This is a genomic window from Streptomyces endophytica (genome assembly GCF_026153355.1).
Classification (GTDB): domain Bacteria; phylum Actinomycetota; class Actinomycetes; order Streptomycetales; family Streptomycetaceae; genus Streptomyces; species Streptomyces endophytica.
Map to the genome: position 1 here is coordinate 5,988,747 of NZ_CP110636.1, position 14,959 is coordinate 6,003,705.

Below are 14,959 nucleotides of genomic sequence, written 5' to 3' on the forward strand. Positions count from 1 at the left end.
TCACACGAAGGCGCTCTGGCCGGTGATGGCCTTGCCCACGATGAGGGTGTTCATCTCGCGGGTGCCCTCGAACGAGTAGATGGCCTCGGCGTCGGCGAAGAAGCGGGCGACGTCGTAGTCGAGCACGATGCCGTTGCCGCCGAAGATCTCCCGGCTCCAGGCCACCACCTCCCGCATCCGGCTGGTGACGAACGCCTTGGCCAGCGAGGAGTGTTCGTCCCGGAAGATGCCCGCTTCCTGGAGGCGGGCGAGCTGGACGAGCATCCCCCAGGAGGCGGTGATGTTCCCGAGGCTCTTCACGAGCAGGTCCTGCACCATCTGGAAGCGGGCGATCGGCCGGCCGAACTGCTCGCGCTCCTTGGCGTAGGCGAGCGCGAGTTCGTACGCGCCGGTCATCACGCCCAGCGCCTGCCAGGCGACCCCGCTGCGGGTGGCCCGCAGGATCTCCGCGACGTCGCGGAAACCGTCGATCCGCTGGAGCCGGTTGGCCTCCGGCACCCGTACGTCGGTGAGGGTGATGTCGGCGTTCTCGACGATGCGGAACGCGGTCTTGTTCTGGATCTTGGTGGCGGTGAAGCCGGGTGTGCCCTTCTCCACCACGAAGCCCTTGACGTGGTTGTCTGCCTCGTCGCGCGCCCAGACGATGACCAGGTCGGCGAAGGTGCCGTTGCCGATCCACCGCTTGGCGCCGTTGAGGATCCAGTGGTCGCCGTCCCGCCGGGCGGTGGTGCGCATCCCGCCGGCCACGTCGGAGCCGCCGAGCGGCTCGGTCATGGCGAACGCGCCGATCGTGTCCAGGGCCGCCATCGAGGGGAGCCAGCGGTCCCGCTGCTCCTGGTCGCCACCGCGGAAGATGCTGTACATGGCCAGTCCGTTGTGGACCCCGTAGAAGGTCGCGGACGAGGCGTCGGTGCGGGTGTACTCCATCGCGAGCATGCCGACCAGCAGATGGCTGGCCGCGGGCAGCGGGTCGCCGTAGCCCTCGTACGCGATCCCGGCGAGGCCCAACTCGCGGAATTTGCCGATCAGTTCGCGGGGGAACTCGCCCTTCGCCCAGGCGTCGTTGACCAGCGGCTTCACCTCGCGGCCGAGGAAGTCGCGGGCGTGCAGCAGCAGCTTGCGCTCGCCGTCGGGCAGCAGGTCCTCGTAGCCGTAGAAGTCGGCGGTGAGTTGGTCGGTCATGACCGGGTCTCCTGGTTCGGTGCGGTGGGGGTGTCGGTGTTCAGGGCGGCGAGGACGGCGAGTTGTTTGCGGTCGCGTTCCCGGGTGAGTTCGCGGTACGGGCGGGAGCCGTAGGCGCCTTCGACCGCGGCGATGAGTCGTTCGGTCTGCTCGGGGCTCTGCGCGGGACTGCCCAGGGAGTCCCACATCCGCCGCATCGAGGGGCCGATGTGCTCGGCCATGTGCCGGTAGCCGCCGGGGCCGCCGCCGAGGTGGGCGCCGAGGAAGGGACCCACCGTCGACCAGCGCAGGCCGAGCGAGTTGACCACGATCGTGTCCAGCTCGGCGGGGCCGACCACGCCCTGCTCGACGAGGTGGATCGCCTCGCGGCTGAGCGCGTTCTGGAGGCGGTTGCCGACGAACCCGGGGATCTCCTTGCGTTCGACCACCGGCACCCGGCCCACCGACCGGTAGAACGCGACCGCACGGCGCACCGCGTCCTTTGACGTACGCGCGCCGGGCACGACCTCGACCAGCGGTACGAGGTGCGGCGGGTTGAACGGATGGCCGATCAGCACGCGTCCGGCGCCGGCGTCGTCGAGGTCCCCGGTGAACGCGCTGGACGGGATGGCGGACGACGAGCTCAGCAGGAGCGCGTGCGGTGGTGCCTGGCGCACCAGGGCGGCGAAGAGTTCCTGCTTGAAGGCGGTGTTCTCGGGGCCGTTCTCCTGCACGACGTCGGCGTCGCGCACGGCCGCGGCGAGGTCGCCGACCGGCTCGACCCGTTCGGCGAGGTTGCCGATGTCCAGGCCCTGCCGGGCCAGGTGCGGGGCGGCCTCGGTCAGTGCGCCGTCCAGGGCGGCCGCGAGGTCGGGGCGCGGATCGCTGACGCGTACCCGCATGCCGTGGCCGGCGAACAGGGCGGCCCAGGAGAGCCCGATGGTTCCGGCTCCGATCACCGCCACGGTGGGGTGGGTTGTGGTCATGAGTGCTTCTGTCCGTTCTCTCCGTCAGCTGTCCGTCAGTTGTCCGTCGACTGTCTGTCGGCTGTCGCTCTGCCCGGTATCCGGCGTGCGGTCGGCCGCCGGTCGGCCATGGGCCATCGGCCGGCGCCCCGGCCGGGGTCAGTGCGCCAGGTAGTCGTGCACCGGCGTGACCGGTGACAGCGTGAGGTCGGTGACGAGGTGGCTCGCGGAGACGACCTCGCGGACCGGCAGGTCGGCCAGGGGCGCGAGGACGTGGGCGAAGAGCTGGAGCCGGGCGGGGCCGGTCCAGGCGCCCTTGACCACCACGTCGCTGATTTCGGTGCGCACCAGTTGGGCGGTCCGCGGCGTGCCGTCGTATCCGGGGACGAGCTTGAGCATGAAGGTCGGCACGGTGATCTGCGCGGCCGCCTGGCCGGGGTCGAGCTCGTGGTGCTTGTAGCCCATCGTCGCGGTGGCGACCCGCAGCGTGCCGTAGTCGAGGACGCCGACGAGCGCGCCGTGGTCGACATACAGTGCGGGCGCCCCGATGGTCTTGGGGTAGGCACCGGCTTCCCTGCCGGACGCGGTGGCCGGGAAGTTGTCCAGGTACATCGCGTGCAGGTACTCGCCCCGCTCCCCCTGGTGGCGGACCGGGATGGCCTGGCCGGCTTCGGTGTACGGCCCGTATCCGGTGACGTCGCCCATCCGCATCACCTCGAAGCGGACCAGGGGTTCGTCGATCTCCAGGGGTTCGGGGACGACGGCGCGCAGTGCGTCGCGGTCGGTGCGGTAGACGATGTTGAGGTACTCGCGGTCGGTGAAGCGCGGGACGACGGGCGGGTAGGCGGGGTTCATCAGCGGGGTGGCGAGGCGCCGGCCGATGTCGTGCTGTTCCATGGCGTTTCGTCGTTTCCTTTCTGCCTCTGCGGTGCCGCTACTTGCCCTGCCATACGGGGGCACGGCGCTCGGCGAAGGCCGTCATGCCCTCGCGGACGTCGGCGGAGGCGGCCAGCGCGGTCATCTCCTCGCGCTGGGCGGCGAAGGCGGCCGGTTCGGGGGTGCCGTCGGCGGCGCGGGCGATCTTCTTCACGGCGGCGAGGGCGAGCGGGGCGTTCGCCGCGAGTCGTGCGGCGAGTTCCAGCGCCACGGGGGTGGCCCGGCCGGCCGGTACGACCCGGTTGGCGATGCCGAGCGCACCGGCGCGTGCTCCGGTCACCGGCTCGCCGGTCAGCAGGAGTTCCATGGCCAGGTGGTACGGGATCCGCCTGGGCAGTCGTACGGCGCCGCCACCGGCCGCGATGAGCCCGCGCGTGACCTCCGGCAGGCCGAAGTGCGCGTCCTCGGCGGCCACGATGAGGTCGCAGGCGAGGGCGAGTTCGAAACCGCCGCCCATGGCCCAGCCCTCGACGGCGGCGATCAGCGGTTTGGTGGTGGTGGCTTCGGTGAGTCCGCCGAAGCCACGGCCGGGGATCTCGGGCGATTCGCCGGCGAGGGCGGCCTTGAGGTCCATCCCGGCGCTGAAGGTGCCCCGGGCGCCGGTGAGGACGCCGGCCCGTAGTTCCGCGTCGCCTTCCAACTGGTCGATCGCGGCGCTGAGTTGGGAGGCCACGGCGGCGTTGACGGCGTTCCGGGCCGCGGGCCGGTCGAGGGTGATGACCAGGGTGCGGCCGATGCGTTCGGTGCGGACGACGGGGGCGGTGTCGTGCGGGGTGGGGGGCATGACGGGGTCCTTCGGGTGCCGAGGGAGAGGGAGGAGGGGAGGAAGAGGGGGCGGGCGTTCACCGGGAGGGTGGGCGGCGCGGTGGCCGGTCGCCGCGCCGCCCGGCGGCGGGTTCGTCACCGTCCGCCGGCGGCGAGTTCGTCGAGGATCTCGGTGGTGTGCTGGCCGGGCAGCGGGGCGAGCCGGCGGACCGTGCCGGGGGTGGCGGAGAAGCGCACGGGCAGGCCGATGGAGCGGATCGGGCCCTCGCTCGGGTGCTCGACCACGTCGAGGAGGTGGCCGTCCCGGACGTACGGGTCGTCGGCGGCCCGGTCCAGTTCGAGCACCGGTGCCATGGGGATGCTGTGCTTGGCGCAGATCTCTTCCCATGCCTGGGTGGTCAGGCCGGGTGCGCAGTCGGCGACGAGGTCCATCAGCGGGTCGACGTCCGCATCGTCGATGACCGTGCCGGCCACCCGCGGGTCCTCGGCGAGGTCGGGACGGCCGGCCGCGGCGAAGAAGTCCCGGAAGTTCGCGGCGTTGTACGGCACGATGCAGGCGAGTCCGTCGGCCGTGGGGACGGCGCGGTGGCCGCGCTTCATGGAGAGCGGGAATCCGGTGGCGCCGGCGGGCGGCTCGTAGACATGGCCGGAGAGGTGCTCGACGAGGTTGAAGGCGAGGAGGGTGTCGGTCATCGGGATCTCGATGTGCTGGCCCTGTCCGGTGCGGTCGCGGTGCAGCAGGGCGGCGAGGACCGAGTGGACGATGGTCAGTCCGGCGACCTTGTCGCCGATGATGGTCGGCAGGTAGACCGGTCGGCCGAGGGCACGGTGGGCGATGTCGACCAGGCCGGAGGATGCCTGCACGGTTTCGTCGTAGGCGGCGTGGCCGGCCCGTTCGGAGTCGCTGCGGAAGCCCTGGGCGTGCGCGTAGACCAGGCCGGGGTGGTGTGCGGCGAGGTCGGCGTAGGTGAGGCCGAGGCGGGCCAGCGGGCCGGGGCGCATGTTGGTGATGAGGACGTCGGCGGTGCCGATGAGGGCGAGGGCCCGTGCGTGGTCGGCGTCGTCCTTGAGGTTGAGCGAGACGCTGCGCTTGTTGCGGTTGACGTTCAGGTGGAGCGGGGTCATTCCGGGTGTGGTGCGGTACCGGCCCGCCCGGATGGTGTCCGACGGCGACTCGATCTTGATGACATCGGCGCCGAGGTCGCCCATGATCTGGGCGGCGTAGGGGCCCATCACCACCGTGGACAGGTCGATCACCCGCACGCCGGCGAGCGGTCCTCCGGCGGTCTCGGTCGTGGCGTCCATTGTCGCTCCCGCGGAAAGTAGGTGTACTGCGAATGTTTCCGCTGTCGACGGTAGGCGAGACGCCGCGAAATGAGAACGATCAAGAAACGAAGAAGGGTATGACCACAGCGGTCATACCCTTGCCATGACTGTTTATCGACGGGCAGTTCGGCGTGCCGAATCGGCGCTCAGGCGGAAAGCTCCTCGGCGAAAATACGGCGGGCCTCGGCCACCAGGTCCGCCAGGTCGCCGCCGGATTCCGCCCGGTCCGTGCGGAACAGCAGCCCGGTGACCAGCTCGGCCGGGAAATCCGCCACGGGCAGCACGATCACGTTCTCCAGCCGGTAATTGTGCATCGGACTTTCGGTGGAGAGCATCGTCAGCGAAAAGGCGAGACCGCCGGAAACGAGTTCCGAGGCCCCCGCGTAATCGGAACTGTTGATGCGAATTCTTTTCCGCACGCCCGCGGAATTCAGCCGGGCGTCGATTTCGTCGAAATAGGCGGGGAGGGCTTCGGGGGCGGTGGCCACATAGGGGAGGTCCCGCAGGTCGTCGAGGGTGAGCGACTCCCGGCCGGCGAACCGGTCGGCGGGCACCGCCGCGCCGAGCCGTTCCCGCATCACCTCGATGATCCCGAGGGCCGGATCGGCGACCGGCAGCCGGACCAGCGCCAGCGCCAGCCGGCCGTCCCGGACCGCCTCGGCCAGCCCGGTCGACCTGCCGGGCCAGCGCTTGAGTTCGTACGCCTCCCGGCCGGCGTCCGCCAGCTCCCGGACCCGGTCGCGCAGCGCGGGGTGCACCCCGGCCGGCATCCCGATCAGCAGGGTGCTGCGCTGCGGGCGGACGGCCTCGCGCAGCCGCCAGGGAATGGAGTTGACCCGGTCGAGCACGTCCCGGGCCATCGGCAGCAGGGCCGCACCGGCCGGGGTCAGCGCGACGCGGTGGGTGGTCCGCTCGAACAGCGGCTGGCCCAGCTCGCGTTCGAGGTCCTTGATGCGCTGGCTCAAGGGAGAGGCCGCCATGTGCAACTTGCGTGCCGCCTGGGAGAAGTTCAGCTCTTCGGCCACGGCTACGAAGTAGCGCAGGTGCAGCATGTCCACGCGCTCACCCTACCCGCGCGGCGGGCCGCCCCCGGCGGACCGGAGCACCGCCCGGCCGGTGGCCGGCCCACGGCTCACTGCCCGGTCAGGCCCAGCGGCGACGGGTCCTCGGCCAGCTCGCGCAGGGCCGCCCGCGGGTCCGGCAGCAGCGTGCGCTCGGCGAGGTCCAGCACGCCGCAGACCGCGCTCACCTCGGCGGCCACCGTCCCGTCCGCCTTGCGGACGGTCTGCTCGATGCGGAAGGTCCGGCCCTCGCCCCAGACGAACGCGCAGCTCACCTCGACCTCGTCGCCGGCCCGCAGCTCGCGCCGGTAGCGGATGGTGGTCTCCAGGGTCACCGGCCCGATGCGCCGGTCCACCATGGCGCTCTGCCGGATGCCGCTCGCCTGGAGCAGCGACCAGCGGGCGTGCTCGGCGTACTGGAGGTAGACGCTCTGGTTGAGATGGCCCTGGGTGTCCGTCTCGTACCCCCGTACGGTGACCCGCACGGCGAACGGCTCCGCCGTCTCCACCCCGCCCACCGGCTCCCCCGCTCCCGCCACCGTCGCTCCCACTGCCACTCCCCGCGATCCCTTGGCCATGGCCATGGCCGTCGGTGTCCTATCGTAGGCGCGGGTGATCGGCGCGGGGGGCTTTTTCTCTCCGGCACCGAGGGCACCGCTCGCACCGAGGGCACCGCTCGCACCTGTGGCACCGCGGACGCCGGCGGACGCCGGGAGCCGCTCGGGCAACTCGCCCGCACGCTTCCCGCGCCGACGACGATCCGTCACGGGCTCCCCGTCTTCAGGCGGAGGTTCCATGTGGCGAGGGGCTTGGTGATGGGCTGGAAGATGGTGACGGTGCCGCCGCCGAAGTTGCCGCAGGTCGCGGCCCCGCCGCCGGAGTGCAGGCCGACCGCCATCGGGGCGTTGGGCTGGGTGACGTACGAGCCGCCCGAATCCCCGGCCGCGGAACAGGCGTTGGTGTAGGCGAGCCCGTCGATGATCGTGGTGCCGTAGTCCACGGTCTGGTCGACCCGGGTGATCTCCCCGCAGTGCCAGCCGCTGGACTGCCCCGAGCGGCAGATCGACATGCCGGCCAGGCCCTCCTGCGCGCCGGTGACGGCGACGGGGGTGCCGCCCTGCCCGGCCACCGCCGAGCCGACGGTCCACCCCGGCTGGTCGACCTGGACCAGCCCGAAGTCGCCTTCGTGGCCGTTGACGCTGTGGTTGCCGCCCGGATTGGAGGTGCCCATCCGGGTGCCGTCCTTGCCGTACGCGGCCTGATCGGGCGTCAGGGTGCAGTGGCCGGCCGTCAGGAAGCCCTGGAACCCCTGCGGGCCGGTCACCGAGAAGCCGATCGAGCAGATGCCCTCGTTGCCGGGCATCCAGCGCTCGCCGCCGACGACCGTGCCGCCCTGCTGGCGCGGCGTCTGGTTGCTGCGTTCGAAGGTGACCCTGACCTTGGCGCGGGTGCCGAGGCCGCGGATGCCCTTCTCGAACGCGTCGGTCCGGGCCGTGTGCTTGGTGCGGTCGATGCGGATCACCAGACCGTTGGCCCGCTCGTCCACGCCCCAGCCGGTGACCCCGGGGACGCCCTTGCCGACCCGGACGGCAACCTTCCGCACCAGCGTGGTCAGCACCGCGCGACTGTGCCGCACCGTCTTGGGGATCGCGCCGGCCGCCTTCACCCGCTGGGCGTCGGCGGGTCCGGTCACCGCGACGACGAGCTTGCCGCTCGCCTTGTCGAACCACATCCCGGCGGGCGGCGTGGCGAGCGCCCGCCGGACCGCGGCGGCGGCACGGTGCGCGTCGGCCTCCTGCGCGAGCCGGGTGCGCACCTGTTCCGCGGTCAGCCGGAGGTCCCGGCGCATCGCGTCGAGCAGACCGCGCGGGGCGGGCTGGGGCGCGGGCGTGGGGAGCGGTACGGAGTGCGCCGGGCCGAGCGGGCCGACGGTCGCCATGACGGCGGCGACGGCCGCGCACCGTAGTGCTGCCTTGCGGAAGCGGGGTTCCATCGGGGTCTCCTCGCGGTGTCGGGTGCACGTCGGATCCGATGGGGCGAGCGTGCGGGACACCGGCGCGGGCGGCACGAGGAGATCACCCGCATCATGGAGGGATGACCACCGATCCCCACCGTCAAGTCCCCGCCGTTCACGGCCCGGTGGCGTACGGGGACCTGCCGCCCGCGCTGCGCAACGTGACCTACTCGGGCGCCCGCCATCCGGGAGCGACGGCACCTGAATGCCCGTCAGGCGCGGGGGCCGGGCGGGCGTAGGGAGCGGGGCCGGCGTAGGGAGCGGGGCCGGCGGCTCGGGTGGTCCGGACGACCGTGGCGGCTCGGGCGGTTTCGGCGATCTGGCCGGGGGCGCCAACTGCCAGCGCTACGCCTACGCCGTGCTGCGCCACTTCGGGCTGTGGGTGCCGCCGTTGCGCTCGGCGGAGTTGTGGGCGGACACCCGGGCCACCCGACGGGCCGGCCGCCCACGGCCGCTGGACCTGGTGCTCTTCGACGCGGGGCCGGACGAGAGCCGGCCCGAGGGGTACGGCGCCCATGTGGGCGTGCATCTGGGACCCGACGCCGTGCTGCATCTCTGCCGCGAGGTGGGCCGGCCCGCGGTCTGGCGCTATGCGGACTTCGCGGCGCGGGCGCGCTACGCGCGGTTCCTCGGGGCCAAGCGGGTGCGGGGCGCGGCGCCGGACCGGTGAGGGCCCGGGGGTGAGCGCCGGGCGGGGCTGGCCCCGCCCGCCCGGACCGGCACCCGACGAGGCGGCTCAAGACCGGCCGGGAAGAGGCCCCTCCACCGGCCCGTCAGAACCCGCCGTCGCCCCCGCCGCCGAAGCCGCCGCCGTCGAAGCCGCCGCCGTCCCCGAAGCCGCCGTCGCCGAAGCCGCCGCTGAAGTCGTCGGGGTTGAAGTCGGCACCGGAGTAGTCGCCGCCCTCGACGCCCGCGGGCCCGCCGAAGTCGGCGCCGTAGGCGGGGGACGACATCATGACGTTGCCGAGCAGTGTGCCGACGAGCAGGCCGGGCAGCAGGCCGCCGCCGAAGTAGCCGCCGGCCCAGGGGGCGTAGGCCGGACCCGCGTCCCAGTACGGGCGGTCGCCGCTCTCGGTGCGGACCGTGCGGGCCAGCGGCTCGCGACCGTCGTCCAGCCGGCTCTTGTCCGCGGCGCAGACCGGGACGACGCGCTCGGCGCCGCCGGGCGGGGCCCAGGCGACGTCGACGACGGACGGGCCGTGCCGCGGGTCGAAGAAGCAGGGCAGCCGGCGCTCCGGCAGCGGCCGGCCCTCGCGGCGCGCGGCGAGCGTGGCCAGCGAGAACCGGCCGTCCTCCAGCGCCTGGGTCACCGCCTGCACGTCGCCGGGGTGCTCGGCCGCCGCCATCGCCGACTTGGCGTTCTCGTAGGCGTCCAGCGCGTGGCTGTAGTCCGCGCGCATCGCGTCGTCGGCGCCGGGCTCGTCGGGCCGGAAGTCGAGCCGGTCCAGTTCCTCGCCGAAGGCGGTGATGTCCTCGTCGACGACGGTCCGCAGCTGCTCCAGCGCGGCCCGCTCCTCCTCCTGGCGCCGCCGGCGGTTGCGGCGGGCGATGGCGTACGCGCCTCCGCCGCCGACGACCAGCAGCACGCCGAGGCCGATCGCGGTGCCCGAGTCGAAGCCGGAGCCGCCGGTGCCGCCCCAGGAGTCGGGGGCGTGGCCGTGGGCCGACTGGTTGGCGGTGTCGACGAAGCTGTTCAGCCGCTCGCCGACGGTCGGGTAGGTGGTGCGCTTCACCGAGCCGACGAGGTTCTGCACCGCGCTGCGGGACATCACCCGCGGGTCGGCGCCGGCGTTGAAGCCGTTGCCGAGCTCGACGGCGTAGACCCCGGCGATGCCGACCTTGGTCCGCAGATCGCGGAGCAGGGTGCTGGGCGGGTAGTCCGCGGTGCGCGGCAGCACGGCCACGAAGACCGGCTTGTCGGCGTCCTTGATCTTCTTGGCCAGGGCGTCCGCGTCGGCCGCTGAGAACTGCCCCGCGGCGCGCGGATCGACGTAGACCGGGCCCTTCTTCAAGGCGCTCGCGGCATCGTCCAGACCGCCCGCGGCGTGCGCGCCGGGCGCCAGCACGGCGGCCACCGCCAGCAGCGCGGCCACCAGCAGCAGAACGGGTCCGATCAGCGCACGACGAGTTGCGGTGTTCATGGGTTCGACGCTACCCGAACCACACTTTCAGGACATCACCGGTCGGGTTCGGGACATCGTCGGTCGAGGTGCCGTGAGTGGGGGCCGGTCGGGGGGATTCTCCGGCGCCGCCGGGGGTCTGTCGCGCCGGAGATGGCCATCGGGGTGGTCGCTCCGCGCGTCGTTTTTGGCGGTCGGAGTGCCGGGGATGCTCCGGCTCGTCCCTCCCCCGAGGAAACGAGGAGACGATGTCCAGGGCGATCTCGATAGCGACGAACCTCGCCGTCGCCGTTGCCGCCACCGCCGTCGGTTGCATGACGGTGGTCACCCTGGCGCCGGGGAACCCCGACGACGGGAAGAGCCGGTTCCGGTCCGCCAGCACCCCGGCCGCGGCCGCCCGGCCGGACGGTTCGGCGGCGCGGGCCGCCACCTCCGCGCTCGGTATCCGCTCCGGCCGCCCGGGCACCTCCGGCCCGGCCGGACCGGATGCGGAGGCCGGACCGGAGGCGGAGGCCGGACCGGAGGCGGTGACCGGACCGGAGGCGGAGGCCGTGGGCGGGCGGATCGAGGTGACCGCGCCGCCGGCCGGTCTCAGCTACCGCCCCCACGGCAGCCTCCCGGTCGCCTGGAAGAACAGCACCGGGCAGCAGGTGGACGTCTGGCTCAACGCCGGTATGGGCCACGGCCGGCCGCCGCAGCGGCTGGCCGTGGTGGCGCCCAAGGCGGGCGACGGGCCGACGGGTGAGGCGCTGGTGACGCTGCCACAGGTGCCACCGGGGCCGCACTACTTCCTGGAGGTGGCCACCGCCGGCGACGGCGCGGTCCACGCCTTCAGCAAGACCTTCGCCATCACCGGCTGACCGGGAATACCCCCCGCCTGCCCAGCGTTGCGGGCCCCAAAGGGGGGCGCCCATCCCCTACGGGATCTGTTCGCCCACCCCCTACGGGCCCCACACCGCGCACCCCCTGCGGGCCCGCACCGCGCACCCCCTGCGGGCCCCACACCACGCACACCCTGCGGCCCCGCACCGCGCACCCTCTACGAGCCCCGCGCCGCCCCGACACCCCTCACACACCCTCTACGGCGACCCCAGATCCACCAGCCCCGCCAGGGCCTCGCGGTGGCGGCCCGGGGTGCCCAGGGTGAGCTCGTCGGCCTTGGCGCGCTTGAGGTAGAGGTGGGCCGGGTGTTCCCAGGTCATGCCGATCCCGCCGTGCAGCTGGATGCATTCCTCGGCGGCGCGGACCGCGACCGGCGCGCAGTACGCCTGGGCCACGGCCACCGCCACCGGGGCGTCCGGGCTGCCGGTGGCCAGCGCGTCCGCGGCGTTGCGGGCCGCGGCGCGGGCCGAGGCGACGTCCAGCCAGAGGGCGGCCATCCGGTGCTTCAGCGCCTGGAACGAGCCGATCGGGCGGCCGAACTGGGTGCGCTCGGCGGTGTGGCGCACGGTTTCGGCCAGGCACCACTCGGCGACGCCGAGCTGTTCGGAGGCGAGCAGTCCGGCCCCGGTGAGCAGGGCCCGTCCGGCGGCTTCCCGGGCCCGGTCGCCGGTGGCCAGCAGGCGGCCGCGGGCGCCGTCGAGGGTGAGGTGTGCCAGCGGGCGGGTGAGGTCGAGCGGGGTGACGCGTTCGGTGCGTACGCCGTCCGCCGCGGCCTCGACCGCGAACAGGGCCGGGCCGTCGGGGCCCTGGGCGGGCACCAGCAGCAGATCGGCGGCCGCGGCGTCGGCGACCGAGGTCACCCGGCCGGTCAGCGTGCCGTCCGCGGCCGCCCGTACGGTCGGCTCGGGCGGGCCGCCCGGCGCGGTGGTCAGGGGGACGGCGAGCGCGCCGACGGTGGTGCCGGCGGCGAGCGCGGTCAGTGCCCCGGCCACCTCGGCGTCCGCGTGGTCGCAGCCGAGCAGGGCGGTCACCGCGAGGACCGCGCTGGTCAGGTAGGGGACGGGCGCGACGGCGCGGCCCAGTTCCTCCAGGACGACGGCGGCCTCCCGGGCGCCGGCGCCCGCGCCGCCGAGCTTCTCGGGGACCAGCAGGCCGGCGGTGCCGATCTCGGTGGCGAGCGACCGCCACAGCGCGGCGTCGTGCGGCACGTCCGACTCGATGGCGGCGAGCACGGTGGCCGGATCGCTGCGGTCGGTGAGCAGCGCCCGTACGGCGTCGCGCAGGGCTTCCTCGTCCTCGGAGTAGAGGAGGTCGGGGTCGGGCGCCGGGCTGGGGGTGGAACGGGTCTCGGTGGTCATCGGGGGAGGTCCTTCCACGCGACGTCCTTGTCGGTGCGCGGCTCGGGCGGCAGCCCCAGTACGCGTTCGGCGACGATGTTGAGCAGCACTTCGGAGGTGCCTCCTTCGATGGAGTTCCCCTTGGCGCGCAGATAGCGGTAGCCGGCCTCGCGTCCGGTGAAGTCGACGCCGTCGGGGCGGCGCATCGTCCAGTCGTCGTAGGTCAGTCCGTCCTCGGCGAGGAACTCCACCTCCCAGCCGCTGATCTGCTGGGCGAGCCGGGCGAAGGCCAGTTTCATGCCGCTGCCCTCGGGGCCGGGCTGGCCCTTGGTGAGCTGCTGGCGCAGCCGTTCGCCGGTGAGCCGGGCGACCTCGGCGTCCACCCACAGGGTCAGCAGCCGCTGGTGCAGGTCGTGGGTGCGCAGTTCGGGGCGGGCGCGCCAGTCGGCGGCGGCCACGCCGATCATGCCGCCCTCGCGGGGGATGCGGTTGCCGCCGATGGCGACCCGTTCGTTCATCAGGGTGGTCTGGGCGACCTTCCAGCCCTCGCCCACCTCGCCGAGGCGGTGGGCGTCGGGGATCCGGACGCCGGTGAGGAAGACCTCGTTGAATTCGGCCTCGCCGGTGATCTGGCGCAGCGGCCGGACCTCGACGCCGGGGTCGGTCAGGTCGCAGACGAAGTACGTGATGCCGCGGTGTTTGGGCAGGTCGGGGTCGGTGCGGGCGATGAGGATCGCCCAGCGGGCCAGGTGGGCGCTGGAGGTCCACACCTTCTGGCCGTCGACCACCCAGTCCTCGCCGTCCCGGACCGCGCGGGTGGCGAGTGCCGCGAGGTCGGAGCCGGCGCCGGGTTCGCTGAACAGCTGGCACCAGACCTCTTCGCCGGTCCACAGGGGGCGCAGGAAGCGCTGTTTCTGTTCGTCGGTGCCGAAGCGGAGGATGGTCGGTGCGGCCATGCCCAGGCCGATGCCGATCCGGCCGGGGTCGTTGCCGGGTGCGCCGGCGGCGGCCAGTTCGGCGTCCACGACGGCCTGCAGCGAGCGGGGCGCGTCCAGGCCGCCGAGGCCCTCGGGGAAGTGCACCCAGGCGAGTCCGGCGTCGAAGCGGGCGCGCAGGAAGTCCAGCCGGTCGGTGGTGGCGGGTGGGTGTGCGGCGAGGAGGGCGGCGGTGCGGCGGCGGAGGTCTGCGGCGTCGGTCATCGTGCCTCCTCGGTGGTGGGGACGACGACGAGGCGGCCGACGGAGGTGCCGTCGGCGACCCGCTGGACGGCGTCGGCGGCGTCCGCCAGCGGGACCCGGTCGCCGATCAGCGGCTTGATGGCGCCCTGGGAGGCGAGTTCGGTGAGTTCCTTGTGGCAGGCGTCGACGGCGGCCGGGTCCTTGGTGTTGTAGAGGCCCCAGTGCAGGCCGAGGATGGCGTAGTTCTTGACCAGGGCGTGGTTGAGGGCGGGGAGGGGATGGCGCCGCCGGCGAAGCCGACGACGAGGATGCGGCCCTCGAAGGCGATGCACTTGGTGGACTTGGTGTAGGCGTCGCCGCCGACGGGGTCGTAGACGACGTCGGCGCCGCGGCCGCCGGTGGCGTCCTTCACGGCGGCGACGATGTCGTCCGTGTGCCGGTCGAGGACCAGGTCGCAGCCGAGTTCCCGGGCGGTGCGGGCCTTGTCGGCGCCGCCGACCACGCCGATGACCCGGGCGCCGGCGGCCTTGCCGAGCTGTACGGCGGCGCTGCCGACGCCGCCGGCCGCGGCGTGCACCAGCAGGGTTTCGCCGGCCTGGAGGCGGGCGCGGCGGTGCAGGCCGAACCAGCCGGTCTGGTAGCCGATGTGCAGTGCGGCGGCCTCGGCGTCGTCCAGTGCCTCGGGTGCGGGGCGTACGGCCGCGGCGTCGGCCACCGCCAGTTCGGCGAAGCCGCCGGCCGGCAGCGGCGGCTGGGCCAGCACCCGCGTGCCGGGTTCCGCGTCGGCCCCTCGCCGGCGGCGAGCACCTCGCCGCAGATCTCCACGCCGGGGGTGAACGGCAGCGGCGGCCGCACCTGGTAGTGGCCGCGGCAGAGCAGTGCGTCGGGGAAGTTGACGTTGGCGGCCCGTACCCGCAGCAGCAGCTGCCCCGGTCCCGGCTGGGGGTCCGGCACTCCTCCAGCCGCATCACTTCACGCGGCTCGCCGTTCGCGTGTACGCGCCATGCCTTCACCTGGTGCCTCCAGAGATGTGGGTACGCGGGTGGGGCGGGGGACGCACCGGCCCCCTCGCCACGGGCATACTAAGCGGTCGGTATATCCAGGGGAACAGGAAATCGGCCCGGTGAGGGAACGGTCTCAGCCTGGTACTCGCAGGGTCAGGCTGCGGCCGGTGCGATGGCGGAGACTGGCGGGCATGGACGCACCCGCGAGCG

At 73.5% G+C, this 14,959-nt stretch carries 13 protein-coding genes and 1 pseudogene; 2 read left to right on the forward strand and 12 right to left on the reverse strand.

Annotation, left to right across the window (positions count from 1 at the left end):
• The 8 genes from OJ254_RS26790 to OJ254_RS26825 form a co-directional block, all read right to left on the reverse strand.
• The gene (locus OJ254_RS26790) at positions 1 to 1,182 is read right to left on the reverse strand and encodes an acyl-CoA dehydrogenase family protein (protein ID WP_265364427.1); all 1,182 of its coding nucleotides are present in this window, start codon (positions 1,180 to 1,182) and stop codon (positions 1 to 3) included.
• Positions 1,179 to 2,147 (reverse strand): 3-hydroxyacyl-CoA dehydrogenase NAD-binding domain-containing protein, encoded by a 969-nt coding sequence (locus tag OJ254_RS26795; RefSeq protein WP_265364428.1) that lies wholly within the window; start codon positions 2,145 to 2,147, stop codon positions 1,179 to 1,181. Before OJ254_RS26795 ends, OJ254_RS26790 begins: the two co-directional genes overlap by 4 nt.
• 138 nt (positions 2,148 to 2,285) lie before the next feature.
• Positions 2,286 to 3,023, reverse strand: a complete 738-nt coding sequence (locus tag OJ254_RS26800; protein ID WP_265364429.1) for an acetoacetate decarboxylase — start codon at positions 3,021 to 3,023, stop codon at positions 2,286 to 2,288.
• 37 nt (positions 3,024 to 3,060) lie between these two features.
• Positions 3,061 to 3,846: a crotonase/enoyl-CoA hydratase family protein gene (locus OJ254_RS26805; protein WP_265364430.1), complete on the reverse strand. Its 786-nt coding sequence runs from the start codon at positions 3,844 to 3,846 to the stop codon at positions 3,061 to 3,063.
• 116 nt (positions 3,847 to 3,962) lie between these two features.
• Positions 3,963 to 5,132, reverse strand: coding sequence for a CaiB/BaiF CoA transferase family protein (locus OJ254_RS26810; RefSeq protein WP_265364431.1), 1,170 nt, complete (start codon positions 5,130 to 5,132; stop codon positions 3,963 to 3,965).
• 167 nt (positions 5,133 to 5,299) lie between these two features.
• On the reverse strand, positions 5,300 to 6,205 hold the full coding sequence (locus tag OJ254_RS26815) for a LysR family transcriptional regulator (RefSeq protein ID WP_265365321.1): 906 nt from the start codon (positions 6,203 to 6,205) through the stop codon (positions 5,300 to 5,302).
• A gap of 80 nt (positions 6,206 to 6,285) precedes the next feature.
• A complete protein-coding gene (locus OJ254_RS26820) occupies positions 6,286 to 6,765 on the reverse strand; it encodes an acyl-CoA thioesterase (protein ID WP_265365322.1) in 480 nt (159 codons plus the stop codon).
• Positions 6,766 to 6,977: 212 nt separating this feature from the next.
• Positions 6,978 to 8,207 carry a S1 family peptidase gene (locus tag OJ254_RS26825; protein WP_265364432.1) on the reverse strand — a complete coding sequence of 410 codons (1,230 nt, stop codon included), beginning with the start codon at positions 8,205 to 8,207 and terminating at the stop codon, positions 6,978 to 6,980.
• Positions 8,208 to 8,433: 226 nt separating this feature from the next.
• On the opposite strand from OJ254_RS26825, the gene OJ254_RS26830 reads away from it, so the two are divergent.
• Positions 8,434 to 8,898 (forward strand): cell wall hydrolase, encoded by a 465-nt coding sequence (locus tag OJ254_RS26830; protein ID WP_265364433.1) that lies wholly within the window; start codon positions 8,434 to 8,436, stop codon positions 8,896 to 8,898.
• A gap of 103 nt (positions 8,899 to 9,001) precedes the next feature.
• Here OJ254_RS26830 and OJ254_RS26835 read toward each other — a convergent pair whose 3' ends face one another.
• A complete protein-coding gene (locus tag OJ254_RS26835) occupies positions 9,002 to 10,369 on the reverse strand; it encodes a hypothetical protein (protein ID WP_265364434.1) in 1,368 nt (455 codons plus the stop codon).
• A 227-nt stretch (positions 10,370 to 10,596) separates the two neighbouring features.
• Here OJ254_RS26835 and OJ254_RS26840 point away from each other — a divergent pair, with 227 nt between their 5' ends.
• Complete coding sequence (locus tag OJ254_RS26840; RefSeq protein WP_265364435.1) at positions 10,597 to 11,208, forward strand: hypothetical protein; 612 nt, start codon at positions 10,597 to 10,599, stop codon at positions 11,206 to 11,208.
• Positions 11,209 to 11,427: 219 nt separating this feature from the next.
• On the opposite strand, the gene OJ254_RS26845 is transcribed toward OJ254_RS26840, so the two are convergent.
• The 3 genes and pseudogenes from OJ254_RS26845 to OJ254_RS26855 all read right to left on the reverse strand — a co-directional run bounded on the left by OJ254_RS26845 (position 11,428) and on the right by OJ254_RS26855 (position 14,713).
• Positions 11,428 to 12,588, reverse strand: a complete 1,161-nt coding sequence (locus OJ254_RS26845) for an acyl-CoA dehydrogenase family protein (protein WP_265364436.1) — start codon at positions 12,586 to 12,588, stop codon at positions 11,428 to 11,430.
• Entirely contained in the window at positions 12,585 to 13,766 is a 1,182-nt protein-coding gene (locus tag OJ254_RS26850) for an acyl-CoA dehydrogenase family protein (protein ID WP_265364437.1), read from the reverse strand. The genes OJ254_RS26845 and OJ254_RS26850 overlap by 4 nt, the downstream gene beginning before the upstream one ends.
• Positions 13,763 to 14,713, reverse strand: a pseudogene (locus tag OJ254_RS26855) (NADPH:quinone oxidoreductase family protein). Before OJ254_RS26855 ends, OJ254_RS26850 begins: the two are co-directional and overlap by 4 nt.
• Between the last annotated feature and the right edge of the window lie 246 nt (positions 14,714 to 14,959).